This window comes from Novosphingobium album (ex Hu et al. 2023) (assembly GCF_022832385.1).
GTDB lineage: Bacteria > Pseudomonadota > Alphaproteobacteria > Sphingomonadales > Sphingomonadaceae > Novosphingobium > Novosphingobium album.
Window position 1 is genome coordinate 1 of the sequence record NZ_JALHLE010000026.1, and the last position, 24,705, is coordinate 24,705.

Consider the following 24,705-nt stretch of genomic DNA (forward strand, 5'->3'; position numbering starts at 1 on the left):
GCGCGGCTGGACGCAGCCCGGCGGGCGCCCCCATGCCGAAGCGGTGGCGCTCGAAGCCGCCGGTGATGCGGCGCGCGGTGCCACGCTCTACGTGACGCTAGAACCCTGCGCCCACCAGTCCGCCCGAGGCCCCGCCTGCGCCGATCTGGTCAGCGCCTCGGGCGTGGCGCGTGTGGTGATTGGCTGCATGGACCCGGACCCACGTACCGCAGGCAGTGGCATGGCGCGCATCCGCGAGGCCGGGACCGCGGTGGAATATGTGCCGTCAGCCGCATGCGAAGAAAGCCTGTGCGGCTATCTCACGCAGAAGCATCTCGGACGCCCCGAAGTCACGCTCAAGCTTGCCCTGTCGCTCGACGGCTGCATTGCCCTGGCCAATGGCGAGAGCCAGTGGATCACCGGTCCCGAAGCCCGCGCCCACACCCACGCGATGCGCGCGAAAGCCGACGCGATCCTCGTCGGCGGCGGCACCCTGCGCGCCGACAACCCGCGCCTCGACGTGCGCTTGCCCGGCCTCGGCGATCGCAGCCCCGAGCGCTGGGTGCTCACGCGCGGCGAAGCGCCCGAAGGCTGGCGTGCCCTGCCCTCGCCGCAAGCCATCACCTCGATGGACGGCGTACAGTACCTCTTCGTCGAAGGCGGCGCGGTCACGGCCACGGCCTTCGTCGCTGCCGGCCTGGTGGACCGTCTGCTGATCTACCGCGCGCCGATCCTCGTCGGCGGCCGTCCCGCGCTGGGCGACTTCGGCCTTTCCTCACTGGCCGGCGCGCACGGCAAATGGCGCCTGTGCGAACGGCGGCAGCTTGGCAGCGACACTCTGGAAGTTTACGAGGCCACCTCATGTTCACCGGAATCATCATCGCCGTAGGCACGATCCGCGAAGCCCGTCAGGACGGAGACCTGCGCGCTGTCATCGCCTGCCCCTTCGATCCCGCAGGCATCGCCATCGGCGCCTCGATCGCCTGTTCGGGCGTATGCCTGACCGTCGTCGAGAAAGGCGGCACGCCCGGAGATGCGTGGTTCGCGGTCAACATTTCGGGCGAATCGATTGCCCGCACCGTTCCCGGCCGCTGGCAGGTGGGCAGCCAGTTGAACCTCGAACCGGCGCTGAAGCTGGGCGACGAACTGGGCGGCCATATCGTCACCGGACACGTCGACGGCGTCGGCTCCGTAGTGAGCGTGACCCCGGAAGGCGATTCGAAGAAGTTCGTGATCGCAGCACCGAAGGAACTGGCACCCTACCTCGCCCCCAAGGGTTCGATCACGGTCGACGGCGTGTCGCTGACGGTGAACGAGGTCTCCGACCAGCCCGACGGCACCTGCCACTTCGCGCTCAACATCATCCCACACACTGCCGAAGTGACCACCATCGGCGCGCTGGGCGCAGGCGACGGCGTGAACCTGGAGATCGACGTGCTGGCGCGCTATCTGCAACGGATGCAGTCGCTGCGAGGGTGACGGCGAGCGTTGCGCGAACGCCCTTCGACAGGCTCAGGACGAGCGGAGGTGGGGCATGCAGCATTTAGTGAAATCGTCATTCCACTCGTATCAGCCATTCCCTAACCCCGCTCAGCCTGAGCTTGTCGAAGGCCGCCCGCTGCCCGTGGTTCCCACGCCGCCACCCTTGCGGCAGCGCGCAAGCTCGGAAACCAGTGTCCAGTTCCCGGCCATCATCGCTTCCTTCTTGGCCCTGCTCCATCCCTTGAGCTTGCGTTCGGCAGCGAAGGCTTCGTCCCGCGTCTGGAAACTGTCCGCCCAGAGAAATGTGACGGGAAGCCGCCTTGCTGTGTAACCGCCCAGCGCGCCGGTCTCGTGCTCGGCAATCCTGCGTTCGAGATCGTCGGTGTGGCCAACGTAGTAGCTGCCGTCAAGGCAGCGCAGGATGTAGGTGGAGAACGCCATGATCGAGGGTCTGGCGTGAGTTGGTGGCCTTCGACAAGCTCAGGCTGAGCGGGGTAGGATTAAAACTCGGCAAGAGGCCGGTTCGAAACCTGACCTTTGCCGAAAAACACCGCTCATCCTGAGCCTGTCGAAGGATGCTGGTTTCAGCCCTGCCCCAACGGCTTCAAGACGTCCACCGCCTCCGCAATCGCGGACAACGCCTGATCGACATATCGGGCCTTCTCGCCAACCGGTGCCACGTAGTGGATCGCATCGCGCGCATCCTGCACGGAAGCGCCCCGCGCGATCATCCACGCGGCAAGATACTGCGACGCCATGCAACCGCCCGCCGTCGCCACATTGCCATGCGCGACGAACGGCGCATCGATCACGTTCACACCCGCTTCGATCACCCATGGCTTGGTGGTCAGGTCTGTACAGGCGGGCAGATCGCCGATCAGCCCCAGCTTTGCGAGCAGCAGTGTTCCCGAGCACTGCGCGCCGATGATCTGGCGCGCCGGGTCCAGCCTGATCCGCGCCATCAGGGCATCATCGGCAGCGATATCGCGCGTCATGATCCCGCTGCCGATCAGCACCGCATCGGCCTCCTCCACGAATTCCAGCGGCTTCTGGCGGCGCACGGTCACGCCGTTCATCGACGTCACTTCCGTGGTGGGCGATGTAATGTGCGCTGCCCAGCCCCTGGGCTTCATGCGATTGAGAATGGCCGAGGCAATGAACGAGTCGAGTTCATTGAAGCCATCGAATGTCAGAACCGCGATCTGCATGAACGCTCCCCTTGCGCACCGGCCTCAGCCCAAAGGCCCGCCTGCAAAACCCTCGCGCGTAATCTCGTAGATCACATGCCGCACCAGCGTGCCGCCACGCTCGAACACCCGTGTGCGGTCGGTCAGCACGCCGCCGATGTTCTCCATCGCCCGGCGAGAGATCACGTTGTCCTCGCCCACCTGGAAGATCGCGACAGGATAGTGCGCCAGCGCATGGGCCAGCATCATGCGCTTGAACTCGGCGTTGTAACCCTTCCCCCAGTACGCACGGGCGAGGAACGACCAGCCGATCTCGATCTGGCCCGGTCCCTCGATCTCAGGCTTGTCGAACTGGCTGGAACCGATGATCTCGCCGCTGTCCCTGTCGACAATCGCCAGCGCCCCGCCGCGCGCGAAAGCGTCGGCGAAGAACTGGCGGAACACCGGCTCTTGCCAACGGTCGTGCGCGGGATGCCTCGCCCAGATCTGCGGATCGCTGGCGACGGCAAAGAGCGCGTCCCAGTCTTCGGGGACGAGGGGCCGGAGCACGAGCCGGTCCCCTTCGAGGACCGGCTGGCGGTCCATCAGGCGGTCACGTCCGCGACGGCGGCGATGAACTGGTCGATATTGCCCATGGTCAGGCCAGCCACGTTGATGCGGCCCGAACCGGCAAAGTAGATACCGTATTCCGAACGCATCGCCTGCACCTGCTCGGGGGTGAAGGGGATGATCGAGAACAGGCCGTTCTGGCCACCTATGGGCGACAGATCGACACCGCCGGTCTTGCCTGCGGCAGCCAGCTTCGCGCGCACCTGACGCATGCGGTCGCGCATTTCGTCGAGTTCGGCGAGCCAGTCGGCCGTCAGGGCTGCGTCTTCCAGCACGAGACGCACGGCAGCAGCGCCGTGATCCGGCGGCTGCGACCAGTTGGCGCGGGCCAGCGAGTGGCCGTTCGACATAACCTTGGTGAGGTCTGCCGGATCGGCAACCATCGCATAGAGCGCACCGACGCGGTCGCGATAGAGGCCGAAGTTCTTGTCGCACGAATAGGCGATCAGCGCTTCGGGCACCGCCACCAGCACGCGGCGCAGGCCGTAGGCATCTTCTTCCATGCCCATGCCGAGGCCCTGATAGGCGAGGTCGATGATCGGCAGCAGCTTGCTGTTCGCGAGCAAACCGGCGATCTCGTCCCACTCGGCGTGCGAATAGTCGATGCCGGTCGGGTTGTGGCAGCAGCCGTGCAGCAGGATGGCATCGCCTTCCTCAGCGGAGGCGATGGCACCGCGCAGGGCGTCCATGTCGGTGGTGCCGTCAGCCTTGGCATGGTTGAACTCGGCCACCCCGAGGCCGAGGTCAGCGCAGATCTGGTTGTGGTTCGGCCAGCTCGGCTTGCCCACGATCACGCGCTTGTATCCGGCGCGCTTCACCATGCCGAGCGCGAGGCGCAGCGAGCCGGTGCCGCCGGGGGTCTGCATGCCTTCGATGCGGCCGCCCATATCCGGGCTGTCCTTGCCGAAGATGTAGGGCATCAGCGCAGTGACGAAGCCCATGTCACCTTCGGGGCCGAGGTAAGCCTTGGTATCCTGCTCGGCGGCAAGCTTGCGCTCTGCGGCCTTGATCGAGCGGAACACCGGGGTACCCCCCTCCGCCGTCTTGTACACACCGACGCCGAGGTCGATCTTGTCGGCGCGCGGGTCCGCGTTGTGGAGCTTGATCAGCGCAAGAAGCGCGTCGGCGGGCTGTTGCTGAAGGTCGGTAAGCATGGCGGGCGGGGCCTTACTCCCGCCCGGCACGCCACGCAACAGCCGAATGCGCAAGATACTTGCGCGCGTTCAAACAGCGGACGGAATGGCAGCCACGGTTCTTAGAACGGCAGCCACTTCTGCTTGTGCGAGAACTTCATGTAGCCGATGTTCGCACCCAGCCGCAGGCCGGCGCCGGCCCGAACCGGGATCAGCACGATGTTGCCCCGGCGCAGGTAGCTGACGGTGAAGCCGCCGACCAGATAGGCCTGCCCCTCGCCCGCGCCGAAACGGTGGAACAGGTCCTCGCTGTCATAGAGATTATAGACCAGCACGAAGGCGCTGGCGGCATTGGCCCCCGCATCGAAGCCGATCGAGGGACCGGTCCAGTACACCGGCTGCTCGCCCTCGATCTTGTGATGCAGGGTGCCGGAACCATAGCGCAGGCCCACAGCGATCGCGCCACCCGCCTCGCGCCCGACGATATAGCCATTGGGCTCACCCTGCTTGGCCAGAAGATCCTTGATCAGGTCGGCGAGGCCCTTGGCCCCCTTGCCGAACACGCCTTCGGCGGCGCCGATCAGGTCGTCCTCGCGGTACGTCGAACTGGTATCCTGAACCGGCGGAACCGAAGTGGCACCCGGCGCGGGCGTGCCCAGCTGATCCGCCTGCCAGTTGGCAACGCCACCTTCCGCCTCGAGCGGCGTGCCGTTTCCGGTGGCCGGCGTTGCGGCGGGCTGTGCCGGCAGTTCGCCCGACGGAGCGGGCGCAACTGCAGGCGCCGGATTGAGATCGGCATCGATCGCCGCATCGGGATCGACCGTTGTTACCTGCGCCAGAGCCGGTGCAACCGGCGCTGCAACGGCGAGAAAGGCCGCCGCCAGAGCAACGAGCGTCCGGCGGGCGCGCCCTCGCACCGTTTCCGGATCGTATGTGCTGACTGGCATCGTGTGGCGCTCCCCTAGCATGAATGGCCCGAAGCATGACTGGCCTGAAACTTGTGACTGGTGCCTTCCCCTTCAGCCGGGGCAGGGCAAACATCGGCCAGCCAAAAAGAGTCCACCGCACCTTACCCCGCAATGAATGCGCGACGGAGCGAGTCGGTTTTGCGGCAGATCGAATCGGAAATCGGGCTTTTCCGAGTGTTTCGAGGAAATCCGCACAATCGTCACATCCCCCTCTTGCTGGCCCGAAAGGCCGTCGCTATAGGGACCCGCCTAGCCGCAGCCGGAGACGTGGGTGAGTGGCTGAAACCAGTTCCCTGCTAAGGAACCGTACTCGATTAGGGTACCGTGGGTTCGAATCCCACCGTCTCCGCCAGCCGCTCTTTTCAAGCCATCCCATACCGTCCCAAAAACCGCACAAAGCCGTGGGCACGGTCGTAATACGACGGGCATATTGTCCCATACGGCGCCATACCTTCCCACGCACACTAGGGGCCCTTTTAGGGGCCTCGATTCTCAAGTGGGGGCCCCGCCATGTTGACCGATGTGAAGATCCGCAAATCCGGCCCGTTGGAGCGGGAGTACAAGCTCGCTGATTCGCAGGGGCTTTATCTGCTCGTTCGCCCTACTGGCGGGAAGCTGTGGCGCCTCAAGTACCGGTTCCATGGCAAGGAGAAGAAGTTGGCCTTCGGATCGTACCCGGAGATCAGCTTGGTCGATGCACGCAAGATGCGTGATGCCGGACGCGATCTCCTGCGGGAAGGACGAGATCCAGGCATTGAGAAGAAGCGTGTTGCCGTCTCGGCAAGGGAAGAGGCGGCCATCATATTCGAGACAGTCGCGCGCGACTGGTACGAGCTCCAGAAGAGCCGCTGGGTTCCGATCCACCAAGCCGACGTGATAAACAGCCTCGAGCGGGACGTGTTCCCATCGATCGGAAATACGCCCATTGCGGACATTGATGCACCGCTCCTGCTCGAGGTGCTCCGCAAGATCGAACGCCGCGGCGCGATCGAGACAGCCAAGCGCATCCGGCAGCGGATCTCAGGCGTGTTCGTCTATGCGATCTCGATCGGCATTGCCCGGAACAATCCGGCCGACACGGTGATGAAGGCGTTGAAGCCCAAGCCCAAGGCAAAGCGCCAGCCTGCCGTTACCGATGTCGATGAGCTCCGCAGCCTGCTCGCCAAGAGCGAGAGTTCGGGCGCCTACCCCATTACACTGCTCGCCTCGAGGCTGCTGGCGCTGACGGCTGTTCGCCCTGGCATCATTCGCGGGGCGCGCTGGGACGAGTTCAAGGGGTTCAATCTCGATGGCGATGACGAGGCGCCGGACGCCATCTGGCATATTCCGGCTGAGCGCATGAAGCTGGTGCTCGAGCGCAAGGACGAGGAAGCCTTCGATCATATCGTCCCGCTCACGCCTGCGGCCGTTGATGTGGTCCGCACAGCCCGTCCCCTGTCCGGCCGGGGCGTACTCATCTTCCCCAGCCAGCGCCATGCGCACAAGCCGCTCTCCGAAAACGCCATCGGCTACCTCTACAACCGGGTAGGCCGGCACGGCCGGCACGTCCCGCACGGGTGGCGCGCAGCTTTCTCAACGGTGATGAACGAGTGGGCGAAGGTCCACGACCGGGCCGACGATCGCGCCGTCATCGACTTGATGCTAGCACACGTCCCGAAGGATCGCGTCGAGGCGGCCTACAACCGGGCCGAGTTCATGGAACGGCGCCGCGAGCTCGCTACCGTGTGGTCCGACATGTTGATAAGGCAGGCACAACCGGCGAACAATTTGCTCTTCCTCAAGCGCCGCTTGCAGCATCCGATCATCGCTTAAAATGTTTGCCTGTCCAAATCAGGGCGCCTCCGACGAACAAGGCTTCACGCTGACTCAGCAAGCTCGATCGGAAAGCGCTAGAAGGCTGCTATTGGGGACATTCCAGCCGGTCGCCGCTTTTACTGGGAACGTCCGGCTACGCCCAAACCGGGCATTCGTCGGGCTGCGACAGCCCTCTCTCCTACGTCAGGGCTTTCGGACGAACCGGCAAGTCTCCTTTTAGAAGTTCGTCAGCAAAAAACAGTCACTTGTTCACGATACATCATGCCGCTTGGCGAATGCCTGCTTGGGGGGAATTATGGGAGGTAAGTAATTTGACTTTGATGTTTCGTTAGATGTTGTAAGTAAATTTTGAGATTTTTCTATTGGCGACATCGATGAAGGAAATATTACATAGGTCATTTGTCTTTACTATCTATGTGCGGCACGACATCATTGCCTCGATTTCCTGACCACTCTAAGCAAATTGCCCCCGTAGATCATTCTTGCGCGTGGGCATTTGCATGCCGCTGATACCATCTCCGACGATGGGCCACATTGTGAACGACGCGCAGGTTACTCTCTTGGGTATTTTCTGAGAAAATCCATCTTGCCTAATGCATTAATTCCGGCGACTGGGGGCGTTCTTTCAGAATAACAGATGCCTGGCAGGGCATGGAAATCCAGGAGGAGATCTTGTCCTATCGCCGCTGGCGTGCCGGGAATCTCTCGTACGACGAACGTTCAAATTCTCTTTCCCTGAATGAAACGCCTCTGTTTCTGGACCGGACGGCCCAGGCCATTCTCATTGCGCTGCTTCGGGCGAATGGTGCGCCTGTCAGCAAGGATAACCTGCTCGAAGCCGGCTGACCGGGGCGTCTGGTCCACGAGAATTCCCTTGCGAAGGCTGTTGGCCGGGTGCGCAGTACGCTGGGTGAGGAAGGTCATCGGGTCGAGGCGGTCTTTCGTAAAAGCACACGTCCGCAGAACCGCAGCTGTGATCCTGTTCACGAAAAAGAGAGCCTTGCCGGCCGCGCGGACCTTGCCTGTCCAGGAGGGTGGTGAAGGGCTCGAACTGTTAAAATACGTGCTTTCTATCCGACATCGGGAAACAGGATGGGATTCCCCGGTCCTCCTGGCACCCGCCTTCAGGTCATCAATGGAACGGCATGGGCTGAGCATCGGAAGTGACGATGGGACGACGAATCATTTGGCCTCATCCTCCAATTCACGCCCCTTTTCAGCGGCTGCGGGCGCGGAACTGCATCTCGGCTGCCAGACATTCGCTCCCGCGAGCCCTCATCAGTCCGAATGACTCATGAAAAAATAGGCAGGAAGAAAGATCATGGCGAGGCTGTTCCAGGCGAGCAACGGGACGATCACGAGAAGCCCAGCGAAATAGCTTCCGGTCACGTCGAAGCACACGTTAAGCGCCACGGCCGCCACAGCGGAAACCAGCAGGGCCAGTCCGAATATCACGCCCGATATGGCACCCAGGGCGTGTCGGCCGAAATAGCGCGAGAGAAGAAAGGCAACCGCGCTGAATTCGGCGCCAAGGGCGATGCCGAGCAGCACCCCGCTGAGCATCACCAGAGGGAGCGCCTTGGCGAAGAGCAGTAACAGCAATCCGGCAAGGCCCGTCGCATAACAGGGGGCGAGCAGACGTGGTGTTTGTGTGCGGTCCAGAAGCAGACCGACTGTCGGTTCCCATATGGCGCAAGTGAGCGCGAAAAGCGCGAGCACCGAAGTCCCTTCGCCAATCGACATTCCTCTGTCGGCCAGGAACGGCTCGATCGTCGCGAAGAGGGCCTGCAGGCATCCGCCGCCAAGCGGCACCGACGTCGCCAGCAACCAGAAGACCGGACTGCGTAACGCCTCCCCCAGTCCGGGCCCTTCCGCCTCGATGCCCTGCTGCTCGGCCATTTCGACGCGCGGCGTCTTGATGAAGGCATAGAGGACCGGAAACCCGATCACGAATATCGCCAGAGCCAGGCCCAGATAGGCTTCCCGCCAGCCATGGAGGGCAATGAGTATGGCCGCGAAGGCGGGCAGGATGGCCGAACCCAGACCATTGCCGATGCCCCCGGCAATACCGATGAAAAGGCCGCGGCGGTCATCGAACGAGTCCGCGAGAAGTTTCGCAATCACCATGTTGCTTGCAAGCGCGCCGATCACGCCGACAACCGCAAATTGCAGATAGAACAGCAGGGGACTTGCGGGAGCGAGTGCCAGCATGGCGATCGACGCGGCCAGCAGGATGTTGCCAAAGAGGATTACCCGCCGCGAACCGAACCGGTCGGCGAGCCGCCCGGCCGGCGCGGAGCCAATGGCATTGCCGAACAGGACAATCGCAAGGGCCCCGCTCACGACCGATCTTGGCCAGCCGAATTCGGTTGCGACCGGCACCAGAAACAGGCCGAAGGTCGAAATGATGCCCGGCGTGACGCTGAGCATGTTTCCGATGGTTCCGGCGAACACCAATCCGCCTCCGGCGCGATGCCCGCGCAGTGCCTTCGTTCCCCCGGCCTCCCCGATGCTGTCTCCCATCAGAATTCGGTGCCCAAGGTTACCCCATACGTCCGCGGAGGCGCATATTGGATATAGTCACCGTTGGTCTGCGACGCCAAGGTGGCGGCATAGGTCTTGTTCAGGAGGTTCTTCCCCCAAAATTCCAGACTCAGGCCGCCGTCGATCGTCGAGAGTTTCACCGAGGCATTGACGAGGCTGTATGATCCTTGCCGCAGCCGGTTGTCCGCCTCGGCATACCAGCCGTCATTATAGCTGTAGGTCACGTTCGCTTCGGTCTTGAGCGTCTCGAACTCATGCGCATAGGTGAGCGCTGCATAGGCTGAGAAATTCGGCGCCTTGGCCAGCCTGTTGCCCTTCGCTCCTCCCGGTTGGGTCGTGTAGGCCGTGCCGCCGTCGGGGAGACCGACCGGAATGGAGATCGGCGCGTCGGGGAAATCGTCATAGCGGCTGTGAAGCGCTTCCATGCCGGCCGTCAGGTGAAAACTGCTGGTCACCGCCCATTCCATGTCGGCGTCCAATCCGTACAGCGTCGCCTTGCCGCCGTTGATGATCACCAGGCTGCCATTGGGGTAGGTCGTGGTCTGCATATTGGTATACTTGTAAAGAAAACCGGACAGGTTGATCCGCAAGAGATTGTCAAAGAACACGTTTTTCGAGCCCAGCTCGAAAGCGTCGAGCCGTTCGGGCTTGATCACCAGCGGATAGAGGCTGGGGTCGGCATTGTTGAACGTCCCGCTCTTGTAGCCGCGATTGTAGGACGCATAAGCCATCATGTCCGGCGTAAGCTGCTGGGATACGGCCAGACGCCACGACAGGTTCCGGAACGTCTTCTTGTCCTGCACATCGACATCGTCGATGCCGAAATCGGGCAGCGTCTCGACGAAATGGATTTTTCTCTGCTCGATCGAATAGCGCAGCCCCGCCGTCAGCGAAAGCCCGCTGCCGGTTTCATAGGTGCCCTGCCCAAAGAGCGCGCCGGACAATGTCCTGCGATCCGGCGACTGGAGGATGCCCGAGGGCAAACCGTAAAGCGCGAAGGATTCACCGCCGATCGTCGTGGGGTTCAGATATCCGGCCCGTTCCCAGAAGAAATAGGCGCCGGTCACCCAGGTCAGCGGTGCGCTTTCGTTCGAGGCAAGCTGCAGTTCCTGCGAAAACTGGCGGTGCGGCTCCTTGCCGGTGATGAAGAACGTCGTGCCCGGATCGGCCGTCAGCGTGCTGTCGAACAACGAGTCATAACCGGTTTTCCGGAACGCACTGATGCTCTTCAGCGACATGGCGCCGAAGTCGTGATCGACCGTGGCGGCCACGCCCCATTGGTAGGCGTGAAGATAGGGTTGAGGATCGCCATAGACGTCACGCGGATTGCTGGCCACGGCAGGCGCGAATTGCGGGATCGTGCCCGGCGCCGGTGCCAGCGTCGGAATCCCGTTCGTCTTTTCGTAGTCGACGGCGACCAGGACGCGGGTATCCGCCCCGGGCTCCCAGAGCAGTTTGCCGCGCAAGGCGAGATTTTCGGTCCGGTCCACGTCCTTCCCGTTCGCCAGGTTGGTGCCGTAGCCGTCGCCCTGGTGCGAATAGCCGGCAGCCAGATTGGCCGCCACGTTCGATGCCAGGCCACCGGTTACATAATATTGCGCCGTCAGGGTGTCGTAGTTGCCGTAGCCCAGCGATGCCTTGCCGCCGAACTTGTATTTCGGATCGAGCGTGCGAATCTGGATAGCACCGCCCGTGGCATTGCGGCCGAACAGTGTCCCTTGCGGGCCCTTGTCGACTTCGACCGAGGCGATATTGTCCAGCGACATCAAGCCGCCGGCCTGTGCCGCGTAATAGACGCCATCGACATAAGTCGCGACCGGGTTTTCAAATCCCGGCCCGGTGGCATTCGTGCCGACGCCGCGAATGTATGGCTGGGAATAGCCGACGATATTAGAGAACACCAGGCCGGGCACGACGGTGCCCAGATCCGCGATATTGTCTATGCCCGAGCGATCCAGTTCGGCGTTGCTGAAGGCGCTGATCGTGATCGGCACGTCCTGCATGTTCTGGTCGCGCCGCTGCGCGGTGACGACGATATCGGACAGCGTCTTGCCTGCCGTGTTTGCCGCCGGGGGACTCCCGGCTTGCTGCGCCAATGCGGCTGGGGCGGCCATGGCCGCCCCGGAAAGCAGCGCGATGCGAAAAGCCGGCAAGACCATGCCGAGCCCTGAGAAACAGCGATTGCTGAAAATGAATGTACTGTTCGGCATTACCACCCCTATTATAAGATGAGAAATGCCTCTCCCCGTTTTGTTTCCTGGTTTTCAGGCTTTTGTTTCTACACTTTCGATAATCATCTTCTGGAATTCGTGGACGGCCACTTCCCAATAGGGAGAGAAGCGCGTGCGAATGCCTGCGGCATCGCGCGCCATGATCGTGGCCTGTGTGCCTTCAACGAACGGAAAATCCTGCGGCACGACATCCAGCCACATCTGCAGGACCTGGCTGCGTGCGGCTGCCAGATGTGCGGCGGTGGCAGCGTCGCCCTCGTAGTAGAGATGCAGTTCGAGGCGGGTCCGCGATGCTCCCTCGGGCATCAGCAGGCCCAGCATGACGTGATCGGGTGAAATGAGCACCGTGCCTGTGGGGAAGACATTGAAAACGAGCATTTCGGTCATCGGCTGGCGATCGTGCCGGCTCAGTTCGGGCAATCGCGCATCCGCTGCATCGCTTTGGCCGTCGTTTGACCCATCGGCGGGAGTGAGATCGACAATGCCTCCGGCAAACGTTGGCGGGTGAACGAAGGGCGTAGAGTTGCGAAAGTTTTGCGCACCGAGCTGCGGATGCCCGAAGGTAAGGTGGTAGTCTTCAATCCCCCCTTCCATGGCCAGTTTCCAATTGCCTTCATAATATTTGTCGACCCTGCCGCCATGGCGCAGGCCGTCGAACCTGAAGCGCGCCAGCGCATCGTCGAGCGGCGCGATGTAGCTCTCGAAGGGTTCGGCAACACCGTCCAGATTGATGAATATGTAATCGAGCCAGCGCCCCACCGGGATGGGCTTCAATCCCAGCCCGGCCTTTTCGAACCCTTCCACGCGATTTATTTTTTCGCCGCCAAGCTCGGGTGTTGCCAGAAGATTGCCGTCAAGATCGTAAGCCCAGCTATGCCAGGGGCAGCGCAGCCGCTTCGCGCCCTCGCAGGGCTCGTGCACCAGTTTGATCGCGCGGTGCCGGCAAATGTTGTGAAAGGCCTTTACCTCCCCGTCCTTGCCCCGAACGAGAAGAACGGGATAACCGGCGAAGTCGAGGGGCAGGATGTCTCCCGGATTGGGAATGGCCGCGCCGACCGCCACGATGCTCCAGCTGCGCGGAAACAGGGTGCTGCGTTCGAGTTCGAAAAACGCCTCGCCGTAGAATGATCCCGGCAAACCCTCGGCCCGCTCGATGGGCTGGAACAGCGCTTCGCGCGCGGCGCGGATCGCGTCCGATCCGATGGTTTGCGGCCAGACCCCATACGACATCGATATTTCCCCTTCGATACAATTTTTCGCGACTTATGCTGCACGCCGGTCCTTGGACCGGCATCTCTTCATCGAGCTCATCCGGTTTCGAGAAAACCCGTCTTCAAGGACAATGCTCCGCAGCATCGGCCACACCGTCAGTGCCCTCCATCCTGCCGTTCAGGCGCCAGTCCCCGAAACAGAAAGCCGACTGGGGATTCCCCAATGTCGGTGCATTGTATATGCGCTTGCCGGCAGCGCCGTCGCCTGCTCCTGCCACGACGAGAAGCGGGAGGAAATGCTCGGGCGTAGGATGGCACGTGCTGGCGAAGGGTGCGCCCTGCCAGGCTTTCAGCGCATGTTCCCTTTCCTGCTGATCAGCTATCGCCATGACCGAGCCGAGCCAGTCGTCGAAGGCCGCGGAGGGGCCGGCCTGCCCCGGAATGCGGCCCAGTATCCCGGGGATATTGTGATAGCTCATGCCGCTGCCGACGATGAGCACGTCTTCCTGCCGCAGCGGCGCCAGGGCCCTGCCCATGGCGATGAGGCCGTCCGCGTCCAGCTCCCTGGGGAGCGACAGCTGCAACATGGGCACATCGGCATCGGGATAGATCAGCAGAAACGGAATGAAGACCCCGTGATCGAGGCCCCGCTCGCGCTCGACCTCGCAGGCAAAGCCCGCCTCGCCGAGCAGGGCCTGCACGCGTTCCGCAACTTCCGGTGATCCGGCAGCCGGATATGTGAGTTCGTAGGTGTGCTTCGGGAAGCCCATGTAATCAAACAGAAGCGTATTGCGCTCAACTGACATGACGGTCGGCACGGCCGTTTCCCAATGGCCCGAGATGACGACGACGGCTTTCGGAAGCCGCCCGATTCCGCTGCCGGCCGACCGCAGAAAAACAGCCATGGACTCCCACATATCGCTGGGATAGGCAGGCCCCCAATCCATGAAGAAGCATGGACCCCCGCCATGGGGCAAGAACAGCGTGGGCAGGCGATCCGTCAAATCCTTATCCCCATGCAGGAGGCAATTGCTTGATTGCCTCGTCTTCCGGTTCGAGAAGAGTGATAGGCACTCGGCGTCGCGCATAGAGGCAGACTAACGATGAGTAACATAGGCCAGAGTTATGGGGGCGGGCGGGGAATCCGTCGATGAATTCCATTGGCCGCTTCGCCCGGAACCTCGACTGGAATCTGCTGAAATATTTTACGCAGATCGCACGGCACGGCGGCATTGGCGCGGCCGCGACAAGCCTCAATCTGAGCCAGCCGAGCGTGAGTGCGGCGCTCCGGAAGCTTGAGGAGCATGTGGGCGCCCAGCTTGTAATCCGCTCGCCAAAAGGCGTTCAGCTGACGTCGGTGGGCGAGGCCTTCAGCCGGGAATGCGAGCAGATACTGTCCCGGATCGAGGCCATGCCCGTGACCGCGCGGGAACTGACCGGAACGGTTGGCGGCTCGGTTCTGGTGAAGACGATTTCCCATGTCGCTTCGGCGGCGCTCGACGCCGGGCTGCTGAACTTTCGCGAACGCTACCCCGATGTCGAATTGATGCTGGAAACGGCGCCGTGGGAAGACATCTCACAGGCTCTGGTGGAAGGACAGCTGGCGGTTGGCGTCGGTTTCGACGATGCACAGCATCCGGCGCTTCAACGCACGGTGCTGACATACGAAAACATGCAGATCTATTGCGCCAGGTCGCATCCGCTGGCGGAGCGCGTCATCGATAATCCCGCAGACCTGGCGGGCGAACCCTTTATTGCCTATAGTGCAGGCGAGCCCGCCGCGCTCAAGGCCTTTCGCGAGCGCCACCGCCTCGGCGAACATGTCGTGGGTTTTGCCAATACGGTCCACGACGCGGCCTGGCTCATCAGTCTCGGCGTGGGCATCGGCATGTTGCCTGAACCGGCCGCGAATGCGCTGGGCCAGGATATTGTACCGATCCTCGGGCGCGCCATGATGCCACGGCTGGCCATAGACCTTTTCTGGCGTTCTGACTTGCAGGACCGTGCGAGCCAGCTTCTGGTCGAGGCGATCATCGAACAGATTGATGCGCGGGTTCCGCAATAGTCGCCGACTATGACGGGCATATCGACGTTACGTCTACACGCATGGGCGATCGGGTCCCTAGCTATCCCTGTATCAGGGAGGCCTTGGAACGATGACAGGAACGACACCACACAGCGGGACCGATCGTAAACCCGATGCACAGGCGCTTGCCGCAGCCCGGCGGGTCATCGGCGCGTCCTCCAAGGTGGGTGAGGATTACACCACAGCCGAAATCTTTCCGGCGGAAGCCTATACGGGCGAGGATTTCTGGCGCTTCGAGCGCTGGGCCCTGTTCGAGCGCCAATGGCTCTGCGTTGGCCATGTCAACCAGTTGCCCGAGCCGGGCACCTATTTTTCGATCACGGTCGTCGAGGAACCGCTCATCGTAACCCGCGATGAGGAGGGCGAAATCCACGTACTGTCGGCAATCTGCCAGCATCGCGGGCACCCGCTGCGCGACGGGCTGGACCCTGCTGATGACAAGGGGCGCTGTGCCCACGGAAAGCTGCTCATTTGCCCCTATCATGCCTGGAGCTACAAACTCGACGGCAGTTTGCTGGGCGCGCCCGGCATGTCGAAGACCGCGCCGATCGCGGAGCTGCGCAAACGGGCCAGTCTGCCCCGGGTCCGTCACACGATTTTCCACGGCCTGATCTTCGTGAACTTCGATCCGGATGCCCCGCCGCTGGAGAATCAGCTGGGCAAGATGAACGATCTGATCGCGAACTATGGCATCGCGGACCTCGTCCCGGCGCCGACGGTAATTTCCGGTGACATCAAGTCGAACTGGAAGATTTACCAGGAAAACTCGCTCGAACCGTATCATACGGACGTCGTCCACCGGAACTCGCACAATCCGGCGCCCGCGCACCTTTCCAAATTCTACGACTGCCCCCCTGAAGACGGCGCGATCTACACGACCACCGGCTTTCTCGACGATGCCGAACTGTTCACGGCCGATGGCGCCAATGAGCTTGCCCAGATCGAGGGCCTGACGGACGACGAGCGGAGCAGGATTCTGTTTATCGCCGTTCTGCCGATGCTGTTCATCCTGTGCGAGTCCTCGTCGGTGCTCATTACGCTGGCGCTGCCCGGGTCCGCGGGCACCATGAAGCTGCTTACCTTCTCGCTCTATCCGGAAGAAGCGACGCGGCATCCGCGATTTGCCGAGATCTACGAGGCTCAGGCCGCCGCGCTCACCGGTATCGTGCAGGAAGATCTGGTGACCCAGGAGGCACTGCAGCGCGGCCATCAGTCACGCTACACGCCGAAAGGCGTGCTCTCGTGGCTGGAAACGACGATCCCCCAGATGAACGGCTGGCTCCTGCAGCGCTATCGTTCCGCCCTGGAAGAAGCCGAGCGCTGAAACCGCGCTTTCCGGACAAACCGCCAATCACTGGAGCATGAGATGACGCGCCCCAATTTCCTCGCCTATGTCGATTTCGCGAGCACCGACGTTTCGGCGACGGGTGAATTTTACGAAGCCGTGCTCGGCTGGAAACATGACCGCCAGATGGAAGGACTCTATCACCGTATGCTGCCCGGCGGATTTTTTGCCGCCAGCGACGGCAGTGACAGCGAGATCCGGCACCTCCACATGGGCATTTTCGATGCCGCCAATGCCCGGCCTCATCCCGATCCCGAGGGCGTCGAGCCGCGCGCTCTTGCAAACGATGGCCGGCGCGCCCGGATCTGGGTGGAAGTCAGCCCCGATGACAGCCACGACCGGATCATCGCCGAAGCCGAAACGCGCGGAGCCACCGTCCTGTGGCGCAATCACATTTTCACCTGCTTCGGCGGCCTTACAGATGCTTTCCGCGACCCGTGGGGCAATGAAGTCGTGATCTGGACCGAGAACGCCGACCGGCCCGATCTGCCTGCGCACATGACGCGTGAGTAATGAGTAGAACCGAAGACTCGCCTCGTCGTTCAATTACGCCGTCAGCTTACATGAACGAGTGACCCGAGTTAAACACGCGAACGTCATGCCGCGCGGCGCTACCCAGCCATATTCAGCGAGATGCCCTCGCAGAGCGTTGACGAGCTGCGTGCGCTGCCGAACCAATAGATCTCGAGTCCGAAAGACCATGCCAGCAGCCTGCTGTTCCTCCGTCTTTATCGCAGCGAAGCGCATGCCCGGCCGCCGTGCAGCCTCGCAAATAGCCTCGGCATCGATCGCATCGTTCTTGTGCCGTTTCACGAAGGGTTTGACATAAATCGGCGGAATAAGCCGCACTTCATGCCCCAACTGCGTCAACTCGCGCGCCCAATGATGCGCCCCGCCGCAAGCCTCCATCGCTACGAGGCAGGCTGGCTTAGAGGCGAAGAAGTCGAGCAGCTTGCCACGGCTCAGCTTGCGACTGAACACTGCCTCGCCGCGCTCATCGGCACCATGCGCATGAAAGGAATTCTTCGCGATATCCAACCCGATTGTGATAACCTTCGACATGGACGCCTCCTTCAAGTGGTGTTCAACACCTCCACTTTGGCACATCGATGCCGTCGGGGGGCGTCCACATGGGGTAATCGCGGGAAGCGAGTCGGCCCTGGTCAGCTAGACATGGAAGGGGGTGGCTGTTCCCCGATAAGATGGAAGTACGGGCTCACGACGCGATGCCGGGCCCAAGCATCTGATGGAGAACAGCCATGGGAGAATATATCGGCCTCGACGTGTCGATGAAAGATACCGCGATCTCAGTTCGGCGCGAGGGCAAGCGGGTCTGGCGAGGCAAGTGCGCGTCGGATCCAGAGGCCGTTGCCCGGATGGTCCGCAAGCATGCTCGAGAACCAGAGCGAGTCATCTTCGAGACCGGCCCATTGTCGGTGTGGTTCTATCACGCGCTCCAAGCCGAAGGACTGCCAGCGATCTGCGTCGATGCGCGCCACGCCAAAGCGGCGTTGGACATGGCCGCCAACAAGACCGACGCCAACGACGCAGATGGCTTGGCGCATCTGGCCGAGGTCGGCTTCTACCGTGAGGTTCGGGTCAAAGGCTTCGACAGCATGCTGACGCGCACGCTAGTAGCTGCACGGACAAAGCTCGTCAGGATAAAGACCGAGATCTCGAACCAGATCCGCGGCCTGATGAAAACGTTCGGCCTCGTTGTGCCTGCAGGCAAGGGCAGTACGTTCGATGCAAACGTATGTGCGAAACTTGGCGAGAGCTCGGACCTTGCGGGCATTATCTTGCCGCTACTCGAGGCTTGGCGCAGCGTGCGCATGCGCGCAGCCGAACTTACGCGACGCCTGATCGGCGATGCGCGTCAAAGCGAGGCATGCCAGCTGCTTATGTCTATCCCAGGCGTCGGTGTCGTTACAGCGACCGCCTTTGCGACGGCCGTCGAAGATCCAGGCAACTTCCGAACGTCGCGATCCGTCGGCGCCTGGCTTGGCCTGACCACGAGACGATACCAATCAGGCCAAGTGGACTACAACGGGCACATCTCCAGGCGCGGTGATCACCAGGTGCGAAACCTTCTTTACGAAGCGGCCTGCGTTATCCTGACCCGCAGCTCGGCTGAGAGTACCTTGCGAGACTGGGGCATCAAACTTCGCGAGCGGATCGGCTTCAATCGCGCCGCCGTCGCGGTGGCGCGCAAGCTCGCCGTGATCATGCATGCCATGCTCAAGTCAGGCGAGCTGTTCGACAAGACCGCCGGCGCACCAGCGTAGCGACTTCGCCGGCAGGCAGCCGGCGAGCGAATCCGTCCCTGCCGGGACGTGGGCTGAACCATTCCGCTTGATGGGATGCACCGTCTTCTGGTGAGTGCGCCGTCCACATAGGAAGGTTCCGTCCGCCGAAGACCCACCGTGCGGCGGCTCATGCCGACCGCGAAGACGACCCTGAACCCGGCATACGGTCAGCTCAAAATCTGCTTGCAATGCGGGGTGCGATTAGACGACCCCATCAGCTTTGGTCGGAAGGCGACACTAAGGCAATCGGATGTCTGCTATCCCGCTTTCGTGTCTGCGCAGCTGCCGTTCCGGAGGGGTCTAGGGAACTCAAAGCGGAAGCCCCACGCGCGAGCATCACGTCGAACGCGCGATTGAGCAGCGAATCGCACAACCAGAAGATCCATGCTATCTATGTGCCCTTGGTGGAGCTCATAAATCACCTTCCCGCGCCACAAATTTTTGCGCCGCGCGATTAGCTGGGGGTATATTTGGGGGTATGACTAGCACCACATCACAATAATATGGCGGAATTCTGCGCTTCAAACGGTATTATTCGACGGCCACCGTCTCCGCCACCGGCCCTGAGCCACCAGCCCCGCTCCCAGCCTTCGCAAGACGCCGTCCGGGCTGGCGGTTTGGCCTGTCCGATATCGTCGAGGCAATGTTTGCGCCGCGTCGGTAGATCATCGTCCCGCCTCGAATTTATAGCGTTTCACGAAAAGCGGGCGCGTGCCCGGCCGCCGGTCCGTCCGGCCACGATGCAAGGAACCGAAGAAGCATGATCGAGCCCCAGGTGGTGGACGAAAGCAAGCCCGTGCTGGTTACCGGCGCGAGCGGATTCGTGGGCAGCCATATCGTTCGCCGTCTGGTGCAGGAGGGCCGCCGGACCCGCGTGCTGCTGCGCAAGACCAGCAAGCTGGATGCGCTGCGCGATCTGCCGGTCGAGATCGTCTACGGCGACGTGCTCGATCCCGAATCGCTACGCGCGGCGATGGAAGGGTGCGACACGGTTTTCTACAGCGTCGTCGATCCGCGGTTCTGGCTGACCGACCAGACCCCGATCTACCGCAACAACGTGGAGGGGCTGGTGAACGGCATGGAAGCCGCGCTCGCCTGCGGGATCAAGCGCTTCATCTTCACCAGCACGATGGGAACGCTGGGCATCAGCCCCGATGGCCCGGTCACCGAGGATACGCCGTTCAACTGGCTCGACCGCGCCCCGCCCTACATCAAGGCGCGGCTCGAGGCGGAAAACCGCTTCCTTGCCTATTGCCGCGACAAGGGCCTGCCCGGCGTGGCACTCTGCGTCGCTAATACCTACGGCCCCGACGACTATCAGCCGACGCCGCACAACGGCGCGCTGTGGCACGTGGCCTGCGGCCAGCAAAAGGCATCGCTCGACGCCGGCCAGCCGACCGTCGACATCCGCGACGTGGCTCAGGCCGCCCTGCTCGCGGAGAAGCGCGGCAAGCTGGGCGAGCGCTATATCATCGCCAACGAGTTCGCCGATGCCCGCCGGTTCTACGCGCTCGCGACCGGGCAGCTCGGCACGCCGATGCCGAAGTTCATTCCCTACAAGGTGGCCTATGCCATCGCGTGGGTCGCCGAGGCCGCGCTGAAGCTGGCGCGCCGCAAGGATTACATCGTCAGCACCGATGCGGTGTACATGTCCAACGTGTTCCGCGAACTCAGCCACGAAAAGGCCACGCGCGATCTGGGCTGGACGCCGCGCCCGCTGGAAGAGACGGTCCGTGATGCCGTGACGTGGTTTGCCGAAAGGGAAAAAGCCGGCGCCAGATGACGCCCGGCGACCGGTGACCCGCCTCTTCGCTGGCTGCTGACGCGCGCCCGTCTTCGCGCTATGGGCGCGCCATGCAGATTCCCCACCTCGACTCCAACGCCCCCGTTTGCGTGGCTGCGCTCTACCGCTTCGCGCCGTTCGAGGACTTCGCGAGCCTGCGCGCACCGCTGCTGGCGCTGTGCAACCGCGAAGGCATCCGCGGCACGCTGCTGCTGGCGCACGAAGGCATCAACGGCACGATCGCCGGATCGCGCGAAGGGATAGGCAAGGTTCTGGAGCACATCCGCGCCCTGCCCGGCTGCGAAGACCTCGACGTCAAGCTGTCAGGCGCCTCGGTGATGCCGTTCCATCGCATGAAAGTGAGGCTCAAGCGCGAGATCGTGACGATGGGTGAACCGGGCATTGATCCACTGGCGAGCGTCGGCACTTATGTCGAGCCGCAGGACTGGAACGCGCTGATCGCCGATCCCGGCACGATCGTGATCGACACCCGTAACGACTACGAAGTGGCCGTCGGCACTTTCGAACGCGCGATCGACCCCAGGACCGAAACCTTCCGCGACTTTCCCGCATGGTTCCGCGCCGAGCGCGAACGCCTGCTGGGCACCGGCACTCCCCCCAAGGTCGCGATGTTCTGCACCGGCGGCATCCGCTGCGAGAAATCGACCGCGTTCCTCAAACAGGAAGGGATCGGCGAGGTCTATCACCTCAAGGGCGGCATCCTGAAGTATCTCGAAACGGTACCCGAGGAAGAAAGCCTGTGGCACGGCGAGTGCTTCGTGTTCGACCAACGCGTCACGATCGGCCATGGCCTTGTCGAGGGGAGCTACGGCCTGTGCCACGCCTGCCGCCGCCCGGTAAGCGAGGAAGACCGTGCCTCGCCGCACTATGAAGAAGGCGTAAGCTGTCCCGCCTGCCACGCCGAACGCACCGACGAACAACGCGCGTCCTACCGCGAGCGGCACAAGCAGGAAATGCTCGCAGCCGGGCGCGGTGAAGAGCATGTGGGCGCGCATTATGCCGTGCCACAGGAAGCGGAACAGGCGGATGACGCTGCCGGCTGACCCTGTTCTCTACAGCTTCCGCCGCTGCCCTTATGCAATGCGGGCAAGGCTGGCGGTGGCGGTCAGCGGCATGCACTGCGAACTGCGGGAGGTGAAGCTGTCGGCCAAGCCCGAGCCCATGCTGCAAGCCTCGCCCAAAGGCACTGTGCCGGTGCTGGTCCTGCCCGATGGCACGGTCATCGACGAGAGCCTCGACGTGATGCGCCACGCCCTTTCGCATAACGATCCGGAACACTGGTTTGCGCGCGACGATGCCGCGCTCATCGAAGCAAACGACGGACCGTTCAAACACCATCTCGACCGCTACAAGTATCCCGAACGGCACAATTCGGATGCCCTCGCGCACCGGGAAACTGCGTTGGACTTCCTTAGAAAACTCGATGCGCGGCTCGCCGCTGAAGGCCAGCTTTGCGGTTCAATTCGAGGGCTGGCGGACATGGCGATCATGCCCTTCGTGCGCCAGTTCGCCGCGGTGGACCGGGAATGGTTCGATACGCTTCCGCTGCCGCACCTGCAACGGTGGCTGGCCGGCCATCTGGCGTCGGACCTGTTCGCAACGATCATGCTTCGCGTGCCTCCCTGGTTGCCCGGCGATGCTGTGATCAGCTTTCCGCCCACGAACTAGTCCGGGCAGCCCAAACAACCTTACCAAGTCGCCATAATGTCCGCTCGTCCCGAGCTTGTCGAAGGACCCGGCGCAACGCTAGCACCAACACCCTTCGACACGCTCAGGGTGAGCGGGGGTGGTCGGAATTTGACGTGGTGATTTAACCCTGAACTCGCGCCGCCGCGTGCACCGCCATGGCTTCCACCTCTTCAGGCCGCGCCATGGCGGCACCGATCAGCAGCAGCGCCGGGCCATCGCCAAGTGCCGTGCGGGCGGCCAGCGGCAGCAGATCGAGGCGGGTGTGGAAATGGCGCTCGGTGGGCAGGCTTGCGCTTTCGATCAGCGCCACCGGGGTATCGGCGGGAAGCCCCGCTTCGATCAGCTTCGCCGAGACTTCAGGCGCGGCCGCCTTGCCCATGTAGACGGCCAGCGTCGCGTCGGGATCGGCAAGGCGGTCCCAGTCGAGGTTCAGCTGTTCGCCCGCGCGGGCGTGCGCAGTCACGAACGTCAGCTTGCGGGCAAGGCCGCGCAAGGTAAGCGAGGCGCTGAGGCTGGCTGCTGCGGCGCTGGCCGCGGTCACGCCCGGGCAGATGCGCACCGTCACCCCCGCCGCGCGGCAGGCGTCGAGTTCCTCTGTGGCGCGGCCGAAGATCGCGGGGTCGCCACCCTTGAGGCGCACGACCTTTTCGCCCTGCAGCGCGGCCTCGACGATCAGCTTGTCAATCGTTCCCTGATCCTTCGAATGGCGGCCCGAACGCTTGCCGACATGGACCAGCCGCGCCGAACGGGCAGCCATGTCCAGAATGTCCGGACCGACAAGCGCATCGTAGAAAACCACGGTAGCCTCGCCGATCAGGCGTTCGGCCTTGCGGGTGAGCAGTTCGGCATCACCGGGTCCGGCTCCTACGAGCCATACCGATCCGGGGGCAAAATCGGTCATTGGGCAGCTTCCTGTTCGAGAGAGGAAAAGTCCTTGATCAGCTTGGCGATCGCCGGGCGGCACGAGCCGCAGTTGGTGCCCGCCTTGGTGCAGCCACCGACTTCGGCGACCGTGGCCGCGCCATCGTGGACCGCCAGCGCGATGTCCTTTTCACCAACACCGTGGCACACACAGACGATGGGGCCGCGATCGGGGAGCGGCGTGCTCGGACGCCCGGCCAGAAGTTCGGACGCATGGGCTTCGTCGAGCCCCAACTGGCTGGCTACCCAGCTACGCTCTGGCAGTTCGCCCGAGCGCGTCAGGTAGGCAGCGGCGGCCAGCGTGCCGTCCTTTCCGCGCACCGCGATCCGCCGCATTCCACGCGCCGGATCCGCGACTTCGAGGCGCTCGCCTTCTGGCAACAAGGCAGCAAGGTCGATCGTGCCATTGCCGGCAAGTTCGTAAAGCCAGCCGGTCTTCACCCGCGCGCGGGTCCAGTAGAGCAGGCCTTCCGGCGCCATGACGTCACCGCGCACCACGAAAGCGCGCCATTCGGGCTTTACCGCCACCACGCGCGCAGCGCTGTTCTTGAAGCCGGGTTGGCCGGAGACGGGGTCTGCCGCCTGTGAGGGCAAACGGTTCGAGCGCCCCTCCCCGGCCATGGCGTCGGCCCAGTGCATCGGTACGCAGATCTCTCCGCGTCGCTGGCCGGGCGACACGCAAACACGATAGACGGACGCGCCGCTGGCGGTCTCGACCCGGCCCAACCCGCCGTCGGCAAGCCCCAGTGCTTCCGCGTCGGCCGGGTGCACTTCGAGCAGCGGCTCGGGCCGGTGCTGCGACAGCGCGGGCGACAGGCCGGTGCGGGTCATTGTGTGCCACTGGTCGCGGTAGCGGGCGGTGTTGAGACGGAGCGGGTAATCGGCATCGACCGCCACTGGTGAAGGCGGCGTCAGCGCAACCAGCCGCGCCTTGCCCGATGCGGTGGGATAGCCGCGCGAAAGCGGACGTTCGCCGCCCCACTGGAACGGCTCCAGCGCTTCGTATTCGTCAGTCGTGATCTCTCCATAGGCCGTCAGGTCGAGGACCTTGCCGCGCGCCTTGGAAAGCCCGGTCATCTGCGCATATTCGCGGAAGACGTCAGCAGCGCTGTTCCACGCGAAAGCACGGCCCCAGCCCATGCGTGCCGCCACGTCGGCGACGATCCGCCAGTCCGCGCGGGCCTCGCCCGGCGCCGGAAACAGCATGCGCTGGCGGCTGATACGACGTTCGGAATTGGTGACGGTGCCGTCCTTCTCGCCCCAGCCGTGCGCGGGCAAGCGGACATGGGCGAAGCGGCCGGTGTCGGTATCGGCGATGATGTCCGAGACGACCACGGTCGGGCACCGCGAAAGCGCCTCGCGCACAAACTGGCTGTCGGGCAGAGACACCGCCGG

At 63.1% G+C, this 24,705-nt stretch carries 22 protein-coding genes, 1 tRNA gene and 1 pseudogene; 12 read left to right on the forward strand and 12 right to left on the reverse strand.

The features are described from left to right. The coding region (ribD, locus tag MTR64_RS15500; RefSeq protein WP_243995269.1) for a bifunctional diaminohydroxyphosphoribosylaminopyrimidine deaminase/5-amino-6-(5-phosphoribosylamino)uracil reductase RibD at positions 1-868 on the forward strand (868 nt) is incomplete at its 5' end. Further along, complete coding sequence (locus tag MTR64_RS15505; RefSeq protein ID WP_243995271.1) at positions 841-1,458, forward strand: riboflavin synthase; 618 nt, start codon at positions 841-843, stop codon at positions 1,456-1,458. The genes ribD and MTR64_RS15505, both read left to right, overlap by 28 nt. A gap of 111 nt (positions 1,459-1,569) precedes the next feature. Here MTR64_RS15505 and MTR64_RS15510 read toward each other — a convergent pair whose 3' ends face one another. The 5 genes from MTR64_RS15510 to MTR64_RS15530 all read right to left on the reverse strand — a co-directional run bounded on the left by MTR64_RS15510 (position 1,570) and on the right by MTR64_RS15530 (position 5,337). After that, complete coding sequence (locus tag MTR64_RS15510) at positions 1,570-1,902, reverse strand: GIY-YIG nuclease family protein (RefSeq protein ID WP_243995273.1); 333 nt, start codon at positions 1,900-1,902, stop codon at positions 1,570-1,572. Positions 1,903-2,045: 143 nt separating this feature from the next. Next, the gene (locus MTR64_RS15515) at positions 2,046-2,669 is read right to left on the reverse strand and encodes a DJ-1/PfpI family protein (protein ID WP_243995275.1); all 624 of its coding nucleotides are present in this window, start codon (positions 2,667-2,669) and stop codon (positions 2,046-2,048) included. Between the two features lie 24 nt (positions 2,670-2,693). Continuing rightward, positions 2,694-3,233, reverse strand: a complete 540-nt coding sequence (locus MTR64_RS15520) for a GNAT family N-acetyltransferase (protein ID WP_243995277.1) — start codon at positions 3,231-3,233, stop codon at positions 2,694-2,696. Continuing rightward, positions 3,233-4,411: an aromatic amino acid transaminase gene (locus MTR64_RS15525; RefSeq protein ID WP_243995279.1), complete on the reverse strand. Its 1,179-nt coding sequence runs from the start codon at positions 4,409-4,411 to the stop codon at positions 3,233-3,235. The genes MTR64_RS15520 and MTR64_RS15525 overlap by 1 nt, the downstream gene beginning before the upstream one ends. Positions 4,412-4,512: 101 nt before the next feature. Further along, a complete protein-coding gene (locus MTR64_RS15530) occupies positions 4,513-5,337 on the reverse strand; it encodes a DUF1134 domain-containing protein (RefSeq protein ID WP_243995281.1) in 825 nt (274 codons plus the stop codon). 282 nt (positions 5,338-5,619) lie between these two features. Here MTR64_RS15530 and MTR64_RS15535 point away from each other — a divergent pair. The 3 genes from MTR64_RS15535 (at position 5,620) to MTR64_RS15545 (ending at position 8,019) form a co-directional block, all read left to right on the forward strand. Beyond that, positions 5,620-5,710, forward strand: a tRNA-Ser gene (locus MTR64_RS15535). A 158-nt stretch (positions 5,711-5,868) separates the two neighbouring features. Beyond that, positions 5,869-7,170, forward strand: coding sequence for a tyrosine-type recombinase/integrase (locus MTR64_RS15540; protein ID WP_243995282.1), 1,302 nt, complete (start codon positions 5,869-5,871; stop codon positions 7,168-7,170). 654 nt (positions 7,171-7,824) lie between these two features. Continuing rightward, positions 7,825-8,019 carry a hypothetical protein gene (locus MTR64_RS15545; protein WP_243995283.1) on the forward strand — a complete coding sequence of 65 codons (195 nt, stop codon included), beginning with the start codon at positions 7,825-7,827 and terminating at the stop codon, positions 8,017-8,019. A gap of 432 nt (positions 8,020-8,451) precedes the next feature. Here the strand turns inward: MTR64_RS15545 and MTR64_RS15550 are convergent, their stop codons facing one another. The 4 genes from MTR64_RS15550 to MTR64_RS15565 all read right to left on the reverse strand — a co-directional run bounded on the left by MTR64_RS15550 (position 8,452) and on the right by MTR64_RS15565 (position 14,247). Then, positions 8,452-9,696 (reverse strand): MFS transporter, encoded by a 1,245-nt coding sequence (locus MTR64_RS15550; RefSeq protein WP_243995285.1) that lies wholly within the window; start codon positions 9,694-9,696, stop codon positions 8,452-8,454. Next, positions 9,696-11,870, reverse strand: coding sequence for a TonB-dependent receptor (locus MTR64_RS15555; RefSeq protein ID WP_243995287.1), 2,175 nt, complete (start codon positions 11,868-11,870; stop codon positions 9,696-9,698). Before MTR64_RS15555 ends, MTR64_RS15550 begins: the two co-directional genes overlap by 1 nt. Positions 11,871-11,981: 111 nt before the next feature. Continuing rightward, positions 11,982-13,178, reverse strand: a complete 1,197-nt coding sequence (locus MTR64_RS15560; RefSeq protein ID WP_243995289.1) for an aromatic ring-hydroxylating oxygenase subunit alpha — start codon at positions 13,176-13,178, stop codon at positions 11,982-11,984. Between the two features lie 103 nt (positions 13,179-13,281). After that, positions 13,282-14,247 carry a DODA-type extradiol aromatic ring-opening family dioxygenase gene (locus MTR64_RS15565; protein WP_243995291.1) on the reverse strand — a complete coding sequence of 322 codons (966 nt, stop codon included), beginning with the start codon at positions 14,245-14,247 and terminating at the stop codon, positions 13,282-13,284. Positions 14,248-14,309: 62 nt separating this feature from the next. Between MTR64_RS15565 and MTR64_RS15570 the strand changes: the two genes are divergently transcribed. The 3 genes from MTR64_RS15570 (at position 14,310) to MTR64_RS15580 (ending at position 17,103) form a co-directional block, all read left to right on the forward strand. Next, complete coding sequence (locus tag MTR64_RS15570) at positions 14,310-15,224, forward strand: LysR family transcriptional regulator (RefSeq protein WP_243995293.1); 915 nt, start codon at positions 14,310-14,312, stop codon at positions 15,222-15,224. Positions 15,225-15,315: 91 nt separating this feature from the next. Beyond that, positions 15,316-16,569 (forward strand): aromatic ring-hydroxylating oxygenase subunit alpha, encoded by a 1,254-nt coding sequence (locus tag MTR64_RS15575; RefSeq protein WP_243995295.1) that lies wholly within the window; start codon positions 15,316-15,318, stop codon positions 16,567-16,569. Between the two features lie 42 nt (positions 16,570-16,611). Next, complete coding sequence (locus tag MTR64_RS15580) at positions 16,612-17,103, forward strand: VOC family protein (protein WP_243995297.1); 492 nt, start codon at positions 16,612-16,614, stop codon at positions 17,101-17,103. 84 nt (positions 17,104-17,187) lie between these two features. Here the strand turns inward: MTR64_RS15580 and MTR64_RS15585 are convergent. Beyond that, positions 17,188-17,652 (reverse strand): annotated as a pseudogene (locus MTR64_RS15585) (IS110 family transposase); the annotation flags it as partial. Between the two features lie 197 nt (positions 17,653-17,849). On the opposite strand from MTR64_RS15585, the gene MTR64_RS15590 reads away from it, so the two are divergent. The 4 genes from MTR64_RS15590 to MTR64_RS15605 all read left to right on the forward strand — a co-directional run bounded on the left by MTR64_RS15590 (position 17,850) and on the right by MTR64_RS15605 (position 22,368). After that, positions 17,850-18,875 carry an IS110 family transposase gene (locus tag MTR64_RS15590; protein WP_243995299.1) on the forward strand — a complete coding sequence of 342 codons (1,026 nt, stop codon included), beginning with the start codon at positions 17,850-17,852 and terminating at the stop codon, positions 18,873-18,875. A 781-nt stretch (positions 18,876-19,656) separates the two neighbouring features. Beyond that, a complete protein-coding gene (locus MTR64_RS15595; RefSeq protein WP_243995302.1) occupies positions 19,657-20,679 on the forward strand; it encodes an NAD-dependent epimerase/dehydratase family protein in 1,023 nt (340 codons plus the stop codon). 71 nt (positions 20,680-20,750) lie between these two features. Continuing rightward, positions 20,751-21,743: a rhodanese-related sulfurtransferase gene (locus tag MTR64_RS15600; protein WP_243995303.1), complete on the forward strand. Its 993-nt coding sequence runs from the start codon at positions 20,751-20,753 to the stop codon at positions 21,741-21,743. Continuing rightward, on the forward strand, positions 21,727-22,368 hold the full coding sequence (locus MTR64_RS15605) for a glutathione S-transferase (RefSeq protein WP_243995304.1): 642 nt from the start codon (positions 21,727-21,729) through the stop codon (positions 22,366-22,368). Before MTR64_RS15600 ends, MTR64_RS15605 begins: the two co-directional genes overlap by 17 nt. Before the next feature lie 142 nt (positions 22,369-22,510). Here the strand turns inward: MTR64_RS15605 and cobA are convergent, their stop codons facing one another. Both cobA and MTR64_RS15615 read right to left on the reverse strand, forming a co-directional pair. Further along, on the reverse strand, positions 22,511-23,290 hold the full coding sequence (cobA, locus tag MTR64_RS15610; RefSeq protein WP_243995305.1) for a uroporphyrinogen-III C-methyltransferase: 780 nt from the start codon (positions 23,288-23,290) through the stop codon (positions 22,511-22,513). After that, a partial coding sequence (locus MTR64_RS15615) for a molybdopterin dinucleotide binding domain-containing protein (protein ID WP_243995306.1) occupies positions 23,287-24,705 on the reverse strand: 1,419 nt, incomplete at its 5' end. The genes cobA and MTR64_RS15615, both read right to left, overlap by 4 nt.